Below are 15639 nucleotides of genomic sequence, written 5' to 3' on the forward strand. Positions count from 1 at the left end.
GGTGAGTACGTTATATCTGGATCGTAAAGGGCTGGCGTTGAAACTGGATGGGCATGCGATGGCGTTGTATGAAAATGATGTTAAGCGCGGCACAATTCCATTCAGGATGCTGGAGAAAGTCGTGGTCAGGGGGAATGTGACTCTGGAAAGCCGTTTGTTATGCGCATTGGGAAGGAATCAGGTCGATATCTTGTTTTTGTCCGGGCGCAATAGCCAGCGTGGCACGATGTCGTTTTCGCATAAGCATAATGATGCCAAGCGCCGCTTGACTCAGTATAAAGTAAGCTTGGGGCAGGAATTGCAGCGTAATTTGGCGACAGGGTTGGTGTTGGCTAAACTGGAAAAACAGTTGCAAATGCTAGAAAGCTGCTTGTCTAAACGGCCAGATTTGAGAAAGACTTTCACGAGTGCAATACGGTCTCTGCAGGTGAACCGACGGGGGATCATGGAACAGAACGAGGGTGTGGCGTCAGTGGCGCAATTGCGAGGTTATGAAGGTGCGGCCGCAGCCGCTTATTTTTCCGCATTCACTCAATTGTTTAGCCCTAAGTTGGGTTTTAACGCTCGTAATAAGCGGCCGCCCACCGATCCGGTGAATGCCTGTCTATCGCTGGGCTACACTTTACTGCATTTTGAAGCGGTCGGTGTTTGCTATATGGTTGGTTTGGAGCCCATGCTGGGGTTTTATCATGAACCCGCATTCGGCAGGGAATCGCTGGCTTGTGATCTGATCGAGCCGCTCAGGCCTCGTCTGGATGCATTGGTCTGGTCGTTGTTCCGGGACCGAAAGCTTCGGGTCGAGCAGTTTGTTTTTGAAAATAAGCGTTGCTTGTTGAATAAGGACGGTCGCAAGGTTTTTTATGCCGAATATGAACGGTTTGCTCATCCGGTACGGCGCCTGCTTCGTTTGCAGGGTCATAGTTTGGCGCGCTTTTATCTGCAAGCCGAAAAAGGTGTGTCGCCATGAAGCCGCTTTATGTGCAAGGCAAGGCCGGGATCAAGGTGGAATTTGATGATCCGGCTTTAGCGGTCAGTGTGCCGGATAAGTCGCGTCAGCTGTTTCCGCTTGCCAGGGTTTCTCGAGTGATTGTTTCAGGTTCCGTGGATTGGTCGATGGCGGCGTTGTTTGCTTGTGCGGATGCCGGCATCTCTGTAATTTTTTTGACTGACGGCGGTAAGGTCCGTAGCCGTTGGTTAGGAAGTTTGCGCAACCGACAGAGTTTTATGCAAAATTTGCAGGAAATGCTGCAAAAAACCGATGCCGAGGTGTTTTATCGAAACTGGTATGCCGGCATGCAACGGATGGCGGTCAGAAGCACGGCGCGACGCTTGGGTTTTTCCGATTGGCAATTAGCGGATGCGGACTGTTTTAATGGCTGGTTGGACGATTATCTGGATGCGGAATGGTCGGCTGTCGTTGGCAGGTTCAACGGAATGTTGGTGAGTGCGGTGTTGCAATATCTGGGCGATTTGGGACTGGATTCTGGCGATGATTCTGTCGCGGGCGAACGGTTCTTTTTGGCGGATGATTTGGCGGCTTTGCTGTTGTGGGATTTTTATCCTCCATTGGTTTGCTTGCGGAAACAATCGGGTGTTTGTCCTGATCATGCCGGCTTGGTGGTATTGTTCGAACGGCGAAAACAGCGCATCGAACATTTATTGCGCGGTTTGCTGAATAAGCTGCACCAATGTTTAAGAGAGAACAGATAATGGCGATCAATAAACAACAACAGTATTTGGTGATTTATGATATTGCCGATCCCAAACGTTTGGGAAAAACTCATCGCTTGCTAAAAAAACAAGGCCTGCCGGTGCAATATTCGGTGTTTTCGGTGGTGGCGAGCGGTTCTGGAATCAAGCATTTGTTACAAAGCATCGAAGAGATTATTAACGAAAAAGAAGATGACGTGCGCTGTTATGCCTTGCCGGCTAATATCGACTGTAAAACGATAGGCAGACAGTATTTTCCGGACGATATTGCCTTGTTCAGCAATGGGGTTGCAAGGCTGTTGGTTTAAACGCCCTCATTATGTAAGTTACTTGTATTTCTTTCTCAAACGCCGGGCAAGGCCGGTTCAGTCGGTCGGCATTTTTTCCCGCAATTTCAGGAAGCGTTGGTAGCGGGCCATCGAAATTTCGTTGTTTTCCGCCGCCACTTTGACCGCGCAGCCCTTGTCGTTGACATGGCGGCAGTTGTGGAAGCGGCAGAGGTCGAGCAGAGGCTGGAATTCCCGATAGCCCCAGGCCAGCTGGCGTTCGGTCAAGCCTGCCAGGCCGAAGATGGCGACGCCGGGGCTGTCGATGAGATCGCCGCCGTCGGGCAGATGATACAGCGTCGCCGCGGTCGTCGTGTGGCGGCCGTGGCGCGTGGTTGCGGATATGGTGTTGGTTTTCAGTTCCTTGTCGGGAATCAAGGTGTTGGTCAGCGAGGACTTGCCGACGCCCGATTGGCCGGCGAAAATGCTGACATGGCCGTTCAAGGCCTGTTTCAGTTCGGCGATGCCGATATTGTCGGCGGCGCTGACCCGGTGCAGCGGATAACCCAGCGCTTGATAATACTGCAGTTCCCGCTCCAGATTTTCGTTGCGGTCCAGGTCGATTTTGTTGAACACCAGCACCGCATCGATGTTGCGGTTTTCGCAGATCGCCAGATATTGGTCGATCAGCAAGAAGTCGGCGGCCGGCTCGCTGGCGAACACGACGTAGACGTTGTCGATATTGGCGGCGACCGGCCGTGTCTTGCCGTTGCGGCTGGGCCGCATCAGCAGGGAGCGTCTGGGCAGGATTTCTTCGATCCGGCCCTGGTCGGCCGAGGCGAGGGAAAACAGCACACGGTCGCCGACTGCGACGGTCTCGATTTTACGCCGGGTCTGACAGAGAAATAGCTGTTCGCCGGCTTCGACGGCAATTCCCTTGCCCAGGTGCGACAGCACCAGTCCCTCTTGTAGTGTATTCATCAGGCCGATTGCATCTTTTCTTCGATATGGGCGATGCGGATCGCGGCCGGCGGGTGACTGTAATGAAACGCGGAATACAGCGGGTCGGGAGTCAGGGTGCTGGCGTTTTCTTCGTACAGTTTGACCAGGCCGCTGATCATCTTGCCGGCTTTGGCGTTGCGGGTGGCGAACTCATCGGCTTCGAACTCGAATTTGCGCTGAAAATAGGCGCTGATCGGTTGCAAGAAGATGGTGAACACCGGCGACACCAGCATGAACAACAGCAGCGCGGCGGCATTGGATTGGACTTCGACGCCCAGGCCGGTGAAGAACCAGGATTGGGTGATCAGCCAGCCGAGGATGGCGAAGCTGATCAGCGTCATTACCGAGGAAGCGGCCAGCATCTTGATGACATGTTTGCGTTTGAAATGTCCCAGCTCATGCGCCAGCACCGCTTCCAGTTCTTCTTCGTCGAGGGAATCGACCAGGGTATCGAAGAAGACGATGCGTTTGTTGTTGCCGAGACCGGTGAAGTAGGCGTTGCCGTGGCCGGAGCGGCGCGAACCGTCCATGATGTAGATGCCGTTGCTGCTGAAGCCGCAACGCTCCAATAAGGCCTGTATGCGCTGTTTCAAAGAGCCTTCTTCCATCGGCGTGAATTTGTTGAATAACGGCGCGATCACGGTGGGGAACAGCCAGCTCATTAACAGCGAAAATCCCATCAGGATGGCCCAGGCGTATAGCCACCATAACGAGCCGATGCTGTCCATGACCCAGAGTATCAGCGCCAGGATCGGCATGCCGATGACCAGCACCAGGGTGATCGACAGCAACTGGTCTTTGAAAAACTGCGCCGGGGTGTTTTTGTTGAAGCCGTATTTTTCCTCGATGACGAAGGTTTGGTAAAGGCTGGTGGGAATTTCAACGAGGGTCATGAACAGATAAATGGACGCGACCGCGGCCAGGCTGCTCAGCATCGGCGATAAGTCGAAGCCGGACCAGAAGTTAAACGCCAGGCTGATGCCGCCGCCCAGCGTCAACAACAGCAGAAAGATGACGCCGATGATACTGTCGATATCGCCCAGTTTGCCTTTTTCGACGGTGTAGTCGGCCGCCTTCTGATGGGCCGCCAATGAAACGCTGTTTTTGAACGCTTGCGGCACCGAGTTGCGGTGGCTTGAGACATAGGATTTCTGGCGCATCGATAGCCAGAATTGGATCGAATAGGAGATGACTAAAGCAATTAAAAATATAAGGGTAAAGGTGTTCATTTGTTTTGTAACAACATCGGATTTTAAGAATTAGCTATACAGATTAGCCAATGCTACAATTTACCGCAACTTAATAATAGCGACGGAAACGATTAATGGCTCAGGACCCTAATAATCTCATCTGGATTGACCTGGAAATGACCGGTTTAGATCCCGATAACGATTTGATTATTGAAATAGCGACGATAGTCACGGACAAGGATCTCAATATTTTGGCGGAAGGTCCGGTGTTGGCGGTGCATCAATCCGATGAAACGCTGGCGGCGATGGATGATTGGAATCAGCAGCATCATGGCCAATCCGGTTTGATCGAACGGGTCAAGGCCTCGACGATAGACGAAGCCGAGGCGCAACGGCAAACGTTGGAATTTTTAAAACAATGGGTGCCGGAAAATAAATCGCCGATGTGCGGCAACAGCATCTGTCAGGACAGACGTTTTTTGTATCGCTACATGACGGAGCTGGAAGATTATTTTCATTACCGCAATCTGGACGTCTCCACGTTGAAGGAATTGGCCGCGCGTTGGGCGCCGGGCTTGCCGGAAGGCTTCAGCAAAAAGGCCTTGCACAAGGCGCTGGACGACATCATGGAGTCGATAGACGAGCTTAAATACTACCGGGAACACTTTATTAAAGTCTGAACATGAGTCAGTTAATCGCAGTGGCTTTCGGCGGCGCTATCGGCGCGACGCTCCGCTTTCTGGTTTCTTCCGGCGTTTATCAGTGGCTGGGGCGCGGCTTCCCTTACGGCACGCTGAGCGTCAACATCATCGGTTCGTTTCTGATCGGCTTGATGACCGAGGCGTTGATTCTGCAGCGCATCGCGATCTCGATGGAATACCGGGCGGCGATATTGGTCGGTGTGTTCGGTTCGCTGACGACCTTTTCCACTTTTTCATTGGAGACGCTGTATCTGATCGAGCAGGGCAACTTGCTGAAAGCGTCGTTGAATATATTGGTCAGCGTGTTCGCCTGTTTATTCGCGGTGTGGATCGGCTTGTTGCTGGGCCGTACGCTGTTCATGTATTCCGGCGGCGTCGTGCGTTGGATGGGCTGGGCTTTCCCTTACGCCTTGGTAGTGGTCAATGCGATCGGCGCCTTCATCATCGGCATCGTCAGCACGATATTGATGCATAAAATCGACCTTTCGCTGGAATATCGTGCGGCGCTGGTGACGGTCATGGTCGGCGTGTTCATCACCTTGTCCAGTCTGTATCTGATTCTTTATTTGATCGAGAGCGGCCATTCCTTCGAATCCCACCTGAGCGCAATGCTGGGCGTGTTCATGAGTAACGTGTTGGTCTGCGGCATGGCGCTGTGGCTTGGACTTTTGGCGGGGAAACAAATATGAACAAAGAAATCACCATCGCCCGCGTTTATTCGCTGGAAGGTCATGATCAACTGAATCATATTCTCGACATCCTGCGAGACGAAGAGGGCATATTGGGCGCGACCGTCACCCGAGGCATCGCCGGTTTTGGCGTGTCCAAGGAAATCCACACCTCGACGCTGCTGAATCTGTCGCTGGAGCTGCCGTTGATTATCGAGTTTTATGACGAGACCGATAAGGTGTTGCGGGCGATCGAAAAGCTGAAGCAGCGGCTGGAATTAAAACACATCATCAGTTGGCCGGCGACGGCGCATATCGATCAGGCATAACGGCGTCATGCCGGTCACGATTCTCTTTTTTCAATTTATAACCAGGTAACTATACAAAATGTTAGACCCCCGATTATTCAGAACCGATATCGAATTAGTCAAACAGCAATTGGCCAGACGCGCTTTTGACTTTGATGCGGCCGCCTATGAGGCGCTGGAAGGCCGGCGCAAAGAGATCCAGGTCAGAACTCAGGAGTTGCAGAACGAGCGCAACACTCGCTCGAAATCGATCGGTCAGGCCAAGGCCAAAGGGGAAGACATCCAGCCGTTGTTGGATCAGGTGCAGCATCTGGGCGACGAACTGAAGGCCGCGGAAGGCGAATTGGCGGAAATCCAGGCGCAAATGACGACGATCCTGGAAGGCATTCCGAACTTTCTCGATGACGCCGTGCCGGCCGGCAAAAGCGACGAGGACAATGTCGAAATCAGCCGTTGGGGCGATGCGCCGGAATTCGCCTTCGAGCCGAAAGATCACGTCGAACTCGGCGAAGGGCTGAAAGGCATGGATTTCGAGCTCGGCGCCAAGATCGCCAGCGCCCGCTTCGTCGTGCTGAAAGGCCAGCTGGCCAGTCTGCAGCGGGCGATTATCCAGTTGATGCTGGATACGCATATCAACGAGCACGGTTATGACGAAACCTATGTGCCGTTCATGGCCAATGCGGACAGCCTGCGGGGCACCGGACAGCTGCCGAAATTCGAGGAAGACCTGTTCAAGGTCAACAACGATCCGACGTTTTACCTGATTCCGACTGCCGAAGTGCCGGTGACCAATATCGTCCGCGACATGATCGTAGACGCCAAGGACATGCCGTTGAAATTCGTCAGTCATACCCCGTGTTTCCGCAGCGAGGCCGGCGCCTACGGCAGCGATGTGCGCGGCATGATCCGCCAGCATCAGTTCGAAAAGGTCGAGCTGGTGCAGATCGTCAAGGCCGAAGATTCGCCTAAGGCGCATGAGGAATTGACCCATCATGCCGAAAACATCCTGAAGAAATTGAAACTGCCGTACCGCAAGGTGTTGCTGTGTTCCGGCGACACCGGCTTTTCTTCGTCAAAAACCTATGACCTGGAAGTTTGGTTGCCCGGCCAGCAGAAATACCGGGAAATCTCATCGTGCAGCAACTTCAGGGATTTTCAGGCGCGCAGATTGCAGGCGCGTTGGCGCAACCCGGAAACCGGCAAGCCGGAGTTGGTGCACACGCTGAACGGCTCCGGCCTGGCCGCCGGCAGAACCCTGATCGCAGTGCTGGAAAACTATCAGAACGAAGACGGCAGCGTCACGGTGCCGGAAGCGTTGCGTCCGTATCTGGGCGGCAAGGAAGTGCTCAAATAACGGTGTCAGGCCAGCGGCAATGCGTTGCCGCCTGAGTAGGACGAGGTTTTTTAACCTCGTCCTGAACGATTTAACCGAGCCCAAAACAAGTTGAACGTTGGGAGCGGGTTAAATAACCCGCCCCGCGTGGGAACTATGTTGCTGGTGATTGTCACGTAACCCGCCCCCTTGCGTTTGGTTTGTTCGGCAGGGTTGAAATGTCATTGCGCAAGGGAACGGGCAACGTGACCTACACTATGAGCAGGACGGGGTTTGTAACTTCGTCCTGAACGATTCAAACTGATTCCCGAGCAAAATCCAGCTAGTCGACTATAATCATTCATCTAAGTGATTGATTGTTTATATCTGAGGAAAATGCATGGAAATATTATTGATTGGCGCGGTTATTTTGATTGTCGCTGCCTTGGTCTCGGCCTGGTTGATGACTTTCGCCCGCTGGTTTCCGATCGAAGGGATCGATGGCGCATTTTTAAAGGATTACAACACCTTGATTCGAGCGCACATTGATTATGTGTTGATGGCGCTGTTTTGTCTGGGGTTTTATGCGATCAAGGTGCCGCTGGCGGTCACGGCTTGCTGGCTGGTCGTGATCGGAGCGATCGCCAATCCCACTATTTTCGTGATTGCCGCCTTCGATCCGCAGTTCTGGGATAAAACCGGCTGGAAAATATATACGGCGCTCAGTTTTACCGTTGCCACTATCGGATTCCTGTGGGTGGGTTTCGATATTGTTAATTATGCCGTTAGCTGATGATTGTGCCAGACAGTGTAGGCGAGAGTTCAAGAACGACTGTTCCCATAGATAATCGCGGCGTTGAGCCGGCTCGCGTGCGTCTTGATAAATGCAAAAGGTTGGCGTATAAACAATGCAATTTGAAAACGATTTTTGTTTGGCTAGCTTCAGCCAATATTCAAGGCGTCACCCCGGCGTGGATTCACATTGGGCTATCCTGCCCAATGCCCTTCGGGTCAATGCAAATCCGTTCCAGACGGATTTGTTCCGGGTTCCGGGTGACAAGGATGACATAGCTGGATGTATGAATTGAATACTTACATCCCTGTAAACTGGATGTTGGCAATCCCTGCCGACATGACGGCTATCCAGGTCTACAGGATTTGGCTGAGAGTTATACGTAATCAAGATGGTTAAGTCGGCCGATAGCTGCTCGCCCCACTAATCGAACGCGCCAGGGCATGTAGGGTGGATAAGCCTGAAAAGCGCATCCACCAAAGATGCCGATCGAATGAGGGGAGTAGTTACGTCGACCGAGTTAATTTTGGCAGAAGACGGGAAAAAATAGCGGCTTAGTGTAGGAGTTAGATTACAGTCACTCCGTTAGAATCCATTTGAAGGCATAGATTGTTTTGTATTTAACCTCGTTATGTCGCCATGAAATTCGCCGACCTAAAGCCGCAAATTTTACGATGCAATGATCATGATTATAGTTGCGATATACAGACGGTGTAGCTGAAATATGGATCTGACTTTATGCGAACAATGAAAAATGGCGCTTTTTTAGCGCTTATGCTGGGGTTGTTGCCGGAGGCGCAAGCGGCCGACAATATGACATTGGCGTTGTCATGGCTCTGCCAGTATGAGTTTACCGACTTCCATCCTGGACGATTTACCCGCATCGCCGAGATTTATCGCGACCAAAACCTGGTCGATGCCGACGTTGATTTGCAAGGCATCGATTACAGGGGTTTTCTGGAAGACCATGTTCCCGACTGGCTTAAATGGGCCGCACTGGTCGCCGTCACGGTCTTGCTGCTGATTATTTTCCTGTTCATCGTCAATCGACAACTCAAGCGTCTGGTCGCCGGTCGTACCGAGCAGTTGCGCAAGGTGTTGGAATCGACGCCGGACCCGATCGTCATCGTCGATCAGCAAGGGGTGATCGTCAGGGTGAATCAGCGCACCGAGGCCTTGTTCGAATACACGCGAGACGAGCTGATCGGGAATCGCGTCGAATGCTTGATTCCGGAACGCTTCCGGGCGATGCATATAGGGCATCGACAGCAATATATGCAACAACCGGTCTCGAGGCCTATGGGGTCGAGAAAGGGACAGAGTCTCGTCGCTCTCAGCAAGTCCGGACGTGAATTTCCGATCGAGGTCAGTTTAAGTCCTATAGACGCCGAAGACGGCTTGTTGGTCGCAAGCTCGATACGCGACATCAGCGAACGCAAGGCCGCCGAGGAGGAGCAGGCTAGAAATGAATTGCAGTTCCGAACCTTGGTCGAGACCATACCCGGCACCGTTTATCAATGCAAGATGGATAAAGACTGGACGATGATCTTCATCAGTGACGAGATTCAACGCCTCGTCGGGTATCCGCCCAGCGATTTCATCGCCAATGGGGTGAGGAGCTTTGCCAGCGTGATCCATCCCGAAGACGTCAATCATGTCGAGGAAGTGATCGAGGCGGCGGTAACGGCGCATCGACCCTATACGGTGGAATACCGGTTGATCGATTGCGATGCCAATGTGCATGCCGTTTATGAACAAGGTCAGGCGATCTATACCGAGGACGGCGGTGCGGAAAGCCTGGTCGGCACGGTGATCGATATCAGCGACCGCAAGCGCGTCGAGGATGCGTTAAGGGCCAGTGAAGAGCGTTATGCGCTGGTGCTGCGCGGCGCCAACGACGGCATCTGGGATTGGGATATCGAGGCCAATCAGATCTACTTTTCGCCGCGTTATAAGGAGATGTTGGGCTATGGTTCGGAAGAATTTTCCCATCGTTTTGACGAGTGGCTGAAGCGCGTCCACCCCGATGATCAGGAGCGGGTGCTGGAAACCAAGATGCCTTGCGTCAAGGGCGAGGTGGACAGTTTCGAAATGGAATATCGCTTGCAGCATAAGGATGGACATTGGGTTTGGATACTCGGCCGCGGGGCCAGCATCAAGAACGCAGAAGGTGACGTGGTCCGTCTGGCCGGCGCCCACAGCGATATTACCGAACGTAAACTGATGGATCAGGCCCTGAGCGCCGAAAGAGAGCAGTTGCAGACGATACTCGATACCAGTCCGGTCGGTGTCGCGATCAGCGTCGATGGCCTGATGCGCTTTGTCAATCCGCGCATCACCAAGATGTTGGGGCTAACGCAGGGTGGTGACGATAGGCGGCTGTATGTTAACGACGATGACCGCGTTGAGCTGATCGAAGCCATTCAACGCGATGGCATCGTCAAAAATTACGAGACTCGGATGTATGCGGCGGACGGCAATATCCGCGATATGTTGCTGACCTTTTACGGCATCGATTATCAGGGTTGCCGCGGCGCCTTGTGCTGGTTTATCGACATCAGCAATTTAAAAACCATACAAAAGGAATTGGCTAGGGCGAAAGAGGCCGCCGAAGAGGCGACCAGGGCCAAATCGGATTTTCTCGCCAATATGTCTCATGAGATCCGCACACCGATGAATGCGATTATCGGCATGTCGCATCTGGCGCTGCAAACCCAACTCGACCGTAAACAGCGCAATTATATCGATAAGGTCCATCGTTCGGCCGAGGCTCTGCTGGGCATCATCAATGACATACTCGATTTCTCCAAGATCGAAGCGGGCAAACTCGATATGGAGCATATCGAGTTTCGTCTCGAGGATGTGTTCGATAACTTGGCCAACCTGGTCGGGCTCAAGGCCGAAGAGAAGGGCTTGGAATTGATGTTCGATTTGTCGGAGAAACTGCCTACCGCCTTGGTCGGCGATCCGCTGCGCCTGGGGCAAATATTGACCAACCTAGGCAACAATGCGGTCAAGTTCACTGAGCAGGGCGAGATCGTGATTGCCGCCAGAGTCGTTGATGAGGATGGGCAACGGGTTAAATTGCATTTCTCGGTGCGCGATACCGGGGTTGGTTTGAGCGCCGAACAACAACTGAAGTTATTTGAATCCTTCTCTCAGGCGGATAGCTCCACGACGCGCAAGTTCGGCGGGACGGGTCTGGGGTTGGCGATTTCGAAGCGACTGACGGAAATGATGCAGGGTGAAATCTGGGTCGACAGTGACTTGGGCGTTGGCAGTGTTTTTCATTTTACCGTCTGTTTGGACAAACAAAAGCGGGTCCCCGTTAAGCGTCGTCTGAGCAGCAATGGTTTAACCGGTCTGCGGGTATTGGTGGTCGATGACAGCGACTCGGCCAGGGAAATTTTTACCGCGATGTTGAGCAGGTTCGGCTTGCGGGTCGAACAGGCCGCAAACGGCCGGCTAGCGATGGTGAAGCTGGCTGAAGGCGACGCCGCCGGTGATCCCTATCAGCTGGTGTTGATGGATTGGAAAATGCCGGAAATGGATGGCATCGAAACGATTCGAAGCATCCAGACAGTTCAAGCAATCTCGCCATGGCCGGTGATCGTGCTGGTGACCGCCTATGGCAAGCAAGAAGCGTATTATGCGGCCGATGACGTTAAGATTGACGGTTTCTTGCATAAGCCGGCGACGTCTTCGACATTGCTGGAAACTATTTTATTGGCGATGGGGCGGGAGGTGGACGTCGAATCTCGCCGCCATGGCCGCAAGGCCGAGGCGGCGGCCGAGATCGCCAAACTGCGCGGCGCCAAGGTGCTGTTGGTCGAAGATAATGAGAGCAATCAGGAATTGGCGCTGGAATTGCTGAGCAGTCATGGAATGCATGTCGAATTAGCCGGTGACGGTCAACAGGCGTTGGATATGTTGCAACAGCAGCCGTTTGACGGGGTTTTGATGGACTGTCAAATGCCGGTGATGGACGGCTATACGGCCACCCGTCGGCTGCGCCGGCAGCAGCGCTTCAAGGATTTGCCGATCTTGGCGATGACGGCCAACGCCATGGCCGGCGATCGGGAAAAGGTGATAGAGGCGGGAATGAATGACCATATTTCCAAACCGATCAATGTTTATGAAATGTTCCACACGATGGCCAAGTGGATCAAGCCAGCGCAGCCAGTCGCCGAAGATAATCCTGTTGCGGAAATGGAAAAAACCGAGGTGGCAAGTTTCCCGGAGCTCCCCGGCATCGATGTGAACGCGGGGATGGCCGTTTGTCAATATAAGTCAGAGCTTTATCGCAAGCTGCTGGGGCGATTCCGCGACAATCAACATGATTTCGAGGCGCAGTTTCGAGCCGCTTGTGCGTCGTCTGACGCGCAGGCCGCTGTCCGTTGCGCGCATAGCTTAAAAGGTGTCGCCGGCAACATTGGCGCGACCGGCGTGCGGCAGGCGGCCGAGGCTCTGGAGTTTGCTTGTAAAGAACACATACAGGGTGAGGAAATCGATCGCTGTTTAGCCGATGTCATGGCCGAATTGTCTCCGGTGCTGTTGGGGTTGAGTCATCTGCGGCGAGGAAAGATCGAGGAGCAGAAAGGCGAGTTCGATATAAAGCGTGTCCAGCCACTTGCTAGTCGATTAAAAACGTTGCTGGAAGAAGATGACGTTGAAGCGTCGACAGTGATCGAGGAACTAGAAGCGATGCCTGGAATGATGGCTTACGAGAGATCGTTACAGCGGCTTTCACAAGCTGTCGGTGGCTATGATTTTGAACTGGCGATCAAGGAACTGAATCATCTGGTAACTTTGCTCAACGAGAGGCAAAAGGATTGATTAATTTGAATCTAAAATTTGGAGTTAATTATGATCGGAACCCATCAAGATAAACAAACCGTTCTGTTAGTCGATGATGGTGCGGAAAACATCGATGTGCTCAGCAGTGTGCTCAGACCAGAATACAAGGTCAAGGCGGCCATCAATGGTGAACGCGCGTTGCAGATTGCTGGCGCCGATCCTAAACCGGACATGATCTTGTTGGATATTATGATGTCGGGTATGGATGGCTATGAGGTTTGTCGTCGTCTGAAGGCCAATCCGGCCACTGCCGGAATCCCCGTCATCTTTATCACCGCCAAGAATCATGAGGAAGATGAGACCAAGGGTTTGGAGTTGGGCGCGGTTGATTATATTACCAAGCCGATCAGTCCGGCCATTGTGCGGGCGCGCGTTCACACCCATCTAGCGCTCTATGATCAGAACCGAACGCTGGATAAGATGGTGCGCGAGCGCACCGAAGAACTGCGCCAGACCCGTCTGGAAATTATACGCCGTCTGGGACGGGCCGCCGAGTTCAAGGACAATGAAACAGGCCTGCATGTGATAAGGATGGGGCATTATTCCCGGCTGATTGCCGAAGTCGTCGAGCATGGCGATAGTTGGTCGGATTTGGTTTTCAATGCTTCGCCGATGCATGATATCGGCAAGATAGGCATACCGGATAATGTGCTGAGAAAACCGGGTAAACTGGATGAAAAGGAATGGGGCATGATGCACCGTCACCCGGAGATCGGCGCTTCGATTATAGGCGATGATCGCTCCGAATTACTGAAGATGTCCCGGGAAATTGCCCTGAGTCACCATGAAAAATGGGATGGCTCCGGCTATCCATTCGGCCTCAAGGGGGAAGATATCCCGCTTTCCGGACGCATCGTCGCGATTGCCGATGTGTTCGACGCGCTAACCAATGAACGTCCCTACAAGAAGGCATGGAGCGTTGAGGATGCGGTACAAGTGATCGATCAAAACGCCGGTTCTCATTTCGATCCGGAGCTAGTGCCGATGTTTCACGAAGTCATGCCGGAGATATTGAAAATTAAGGAGCAATACGCCGAATCTACCGCTATGATGGAGGAGGCCGCCGCCCATTAAATTATTCCCTCTATACTGAGGCTGGGGTATTGTTCCTGAAATTACGAATGGTGTTAGGCCGGCAAGCCGCCATTCGTCATTATGGTGATTCGCGTCATGACTTTTCTGCTGACATATTTATTGATTTTGTTGGCGGTGTTTTTGTTGCAACGAAAAATGATGTATTTTCCGTCCCGTTTCAGCCGGCAACAGCAACATCGCTTGATCGCAGGTTTGCCAATACGGCCTTGGCCGTCGGCGACCGAACCTCTTGGCATGATCAACAAAACGCCGATGACTGATGTGAAAGGCACGGTATTGGTTTTTCACGGCAATGCAGGCGCCGCACTGCACCGAACTTATTATGTCGAGGCATTGTGTCGATTGGGATATCGAGCGATTATTGCCGAATATCCAGGCTATGGTGCGCGCACCGGGTCGCCATCCGAAACGGTGCTGATCGACGACGGCATAACTATCGCCAAAAAGGTAAAGCAGGCGTTTCAAGAGCCTCTGTTCCTATGCGGCGAATCGTTGGGCACCGGCGTCGTGGCCGGCATAGTCGCTTCGCATCAAGTCCCTGTACAGGGGGTGTTATTAATCACGCCATTCGATGCGATGGCTAAAGTCGCGCAGCATCATTATTGGTTTTTCTTCGCGCGCTGGCTGCTGCTGGATAAATTCGACAATGTGGCCAAATTGCGCGATTTTCCAGGCAATATCGCGGTGCTGATGGCAGGACAGGACGAGATAATACCGAATCGGCGGACCCTGTCTTTATTCGATAACTTACCTGCGCAAAAAAGGCTCTGGCGTTTCGAAAGCGCCAGTCATAACAACCTCCCTCTGGAGCCCTGGCGTCCGTGGTGGCGCGAAGCGATGCAATTCATCGATTAATCTCTCCCAAAAGGGTCAGACTCGATTCATTTCTATTCATCAGGTAAAAGCCATGTCTAGACTTCCCCGTTTCGTATTACCCGGACAACCCCAACATGTCATTCAACGTGGCAATAATCGTCATATTATCTTTGTAGTCGAAGAAGACTATCAATATTATTTGAGCAAGTTGACAGAAGCCTGTGAGAAGCATCATTGTGATATACATGCCTATGTGTTGATGACTAATCATGTGCATTTGTTGATTACGCCCTACGTTGGAAATGGCATCAGCAAGGTCATGCAATCGGTGGGGCGATATTATGTACAATATTTTAATCGGCGATATCAACGCACAGGCACATTGTGGGAAGGACGTTATAAGGCGACGCTGTTGAATAGCGATCAATATTTTTTGGTCTGTAGTCGCTATATAGAATTGAATCCGGTTCGTGCAGGCATGGTGAAATCACCAGAAGATTATCGGTGGTCCAGTTATCGAGGCAATGCGCTGAATGATGATGATCCGCTGTTAACGAATCACTGCCTCTATCGATCTTTAGGGGGGGATGACAAAGAGCGATGTAGAAATTATCGCGCATTGTTTGATCAGCATCTCTCTTCCAAGGAGATCGATACTATACGAGAAGCTACGAACAAGGCTTGGGTTTTGGGTAACGATCGCTTTAGGGACGAAATAAAGCGATTAACAAAACGGCAAGCGTCACCGAAGCCAAGAGGGGGAAAGAGGCAAAAAAAATCCAATCGAGTCTGACCCTTTTCTTTTGCTCTTTTCTTTTGCTTTTCTTTTGCTTTTAAAAAAAATCCAATCGAGTCTGACCCTTTTGGGACACTTCGCTAAATGACCTGATTTTTTGTTATTCGTGTTGTGAGACTATCGTT

14 protein-coding genes are annotated in these 15639 nt (G+C 52.3%); 12 read left to right on the plus strand and 2 right to left on the minus strand.

Going from position 1 to position 15639, the window contains the following annotated elements; genetic code table 11:
• Position 1: 1 nt before the first annotated feature.
• Genes cas1 through cas2 form a run of 3 tightly spaced genes read left to right on the plus strand, consistent with a single transcriptional unit; the run spans position 2 to position 2018 of the window.
• Entirely contained in the window at positions 2-967 is a 966-nt protein-coding gene (gene cas1, locus Q9L42_RS11860; RefSeq protein ID WP_305908193.1) for a CRISPR-associated endonuclease Cas1, read from the plus strand.
• On the plus strand, positions 964-1710 hold the full coding sequence (locus Q9L42_RS11865; RefSeq protein ID WP_305908192.1) for a CRISPR-associated endonuclease Cas1: 747 nt from the start codon (positions 964-966) through the stop codon (positions 1708-1710). The genes cas1 and Q9L42_RS11865 overlap by 4 nt, the downstream gene beginning before the upstream one ends.
• Positions 1710-2018: a CRISPR-associated endonuclease Cas2 gene (cas2, locus tag Q9L42_RS11870; protein ID WP_305908191.1), complete on the plus strand. Its 309-nt coding sequence runs from the start codon at positions 1710-1712 to the stop codon at positions 2016-2018. Before Q9L42_RS11865 ends, cas2 begins: the two co-directional genes overlap by 1 nt.
• A 57-nt stretch (positions 2019-2075) precedes the next feature.
• Here the strand turns inward: cas2 and rsgA are convergent, their stop codons facing one another.
• Positions 2076-2957 carry a ribosome small subunit-dependent GTPase A gene (gene rsgA, locus Q9L42_RS11875; protein ID WP_305908190.1) on the minus strand — a complete coding sequence of 294 codons (882 nt, stop codon included), beginning with the start codon at positions 2955-2957 and terminating at the stop codon, positions 2076-2078.
• Positions 2957-4207, minus strand: a complete 1251-nt coding sequence (locus Q9L42_RS11880) for a M48 family metallopeptidase (protein ID WP_305908189.1) — start codon at positions 4205-4207, stop codon at positions 2957-2959. Before Q9L42_RS11880 ends, rsgA begins: the two co-directional genes overlap by 1 nt.
• A 95-nt stretch (positions 4208-4302) precedes the next feature.
• Here Q9L42_RS11880 and orn point away from each other — a divergent pair, with 95 nt between their 5' ends.
• The 9 genes from orn to Q9L42_RS11925 all read left to right on the plus strand — a co-directional run bounded on the left by orn (position 4303) and on the right by Q9L42_RS11925 (position 15511).
• Positions 4303-4848, plus strand: a complete 546-nt coding sequence (gene orn / locus Q9L42_RS11885) for an oligoribonuclease (RefSeq protein WP_305908188.1) — start codon at positions 4303-4305, stop codon at positions 4846-4848.
• Between the two features lie 2 nt (positions 4849-4850).
• On the plus strand, positions 4851-5558 hold the full coding sequence (gene crcB, locus Q9L42_RS11890; protein WP_432648839.1) for a fluoride efflux transporter CrcB: 708 nt from the start codon (positions 4851-4853) through the stop codon (positions 5556-5558).
• A complete protein-coding gene (locus Q9L42_RS11895) occupies positions 5555-5866 on the plus strand; it encodes a DUF190 domain-containing protein (RefSeq protein ID WP_305908187.1) in 312 nt (103 codons plus the stop codon). Before crcB ends, Q9L42_RS11895 begins: the two co-directional genes overlap by 4 nt.
• Positions 5867-5924: 58 nt before the next feature.
• Entirely contained in the window at positions 5925-7199 is a 1275-nt protein-coding gene (gene serS / locus Q9L42_RS11900; protein ID WP_305908186.1) for a serine--tRNA ligase, read from the plus strand.
• Positions 7200-7557: 358 nt separating this feature from the next.
• Positions 7558-7950: a hypothetical protein gene (locus tag Q9L42_RS11905; RefSeq protein WP_305908185.1), complete on the plus strand. Its 393-nt coding sequence runs from the start codon at positions 7558-7560 to the stop codon at positions 7948-7950.
• 738 nt (positions 7951-8688) lie between these two features.
• On the plus strand, positions 8689-12786 hold the full coding sequence (locus Q9L42_RS11910; RefSeq protein WP_349431118.1) for a PAS domain-containing hybrid sensor histidine kinase/response regulator: 4098 nt from the start codon (positions 8689-8691) through the stop codon (positions 12784-12786).
• Between the two features lie 30 nt (positions 12787-12816).
• Positions 12817-13881, plus strand: a complete 1065-nt coding sequence (locus Q9L42_RS11915) for a response regulator (protein ID WP_305908182.1) — start codon at positions 12817-12819, stop codon at positions 13879-13881.
• A gap of 96 nt (positions 13882-13977) precedes the next feature.
• Positions 13978-14757, plus strand: a complete 780-nt coding sequence (locus Q9L42_RS11920) for an alpha/beta hydrolase (protein WP_349431119.1) — start codon at positions 13978-13980, stop codon at positions 14755-14757.
• Between the two features lie 52 nt (positions 14758-14809).
• The gene (locus Q9L42_RS11925; protein WP_349431120.1) at positions 14810-15511 is read left to right on the plus strand and encodes a transposase; all 702 of its coding nucleotides are present in this window, start codon (positions 14810-14812) and stop codon (positions 15509-15511) included.
• Positions 15512-15639 lie beyond the last annotated feature (128 nt).

Origin of the sequence: Methylomarinum sp. Ch1-1 (assembly GCF_030717995.2) — a bacterium.
Taxonomy (GTDB): Bacteria; Pseudomonadota; Gammaproteobacteria; order Methylococcales; family Methylomonadaceae; genus Methylomarinum; species Methylomarinum roseum.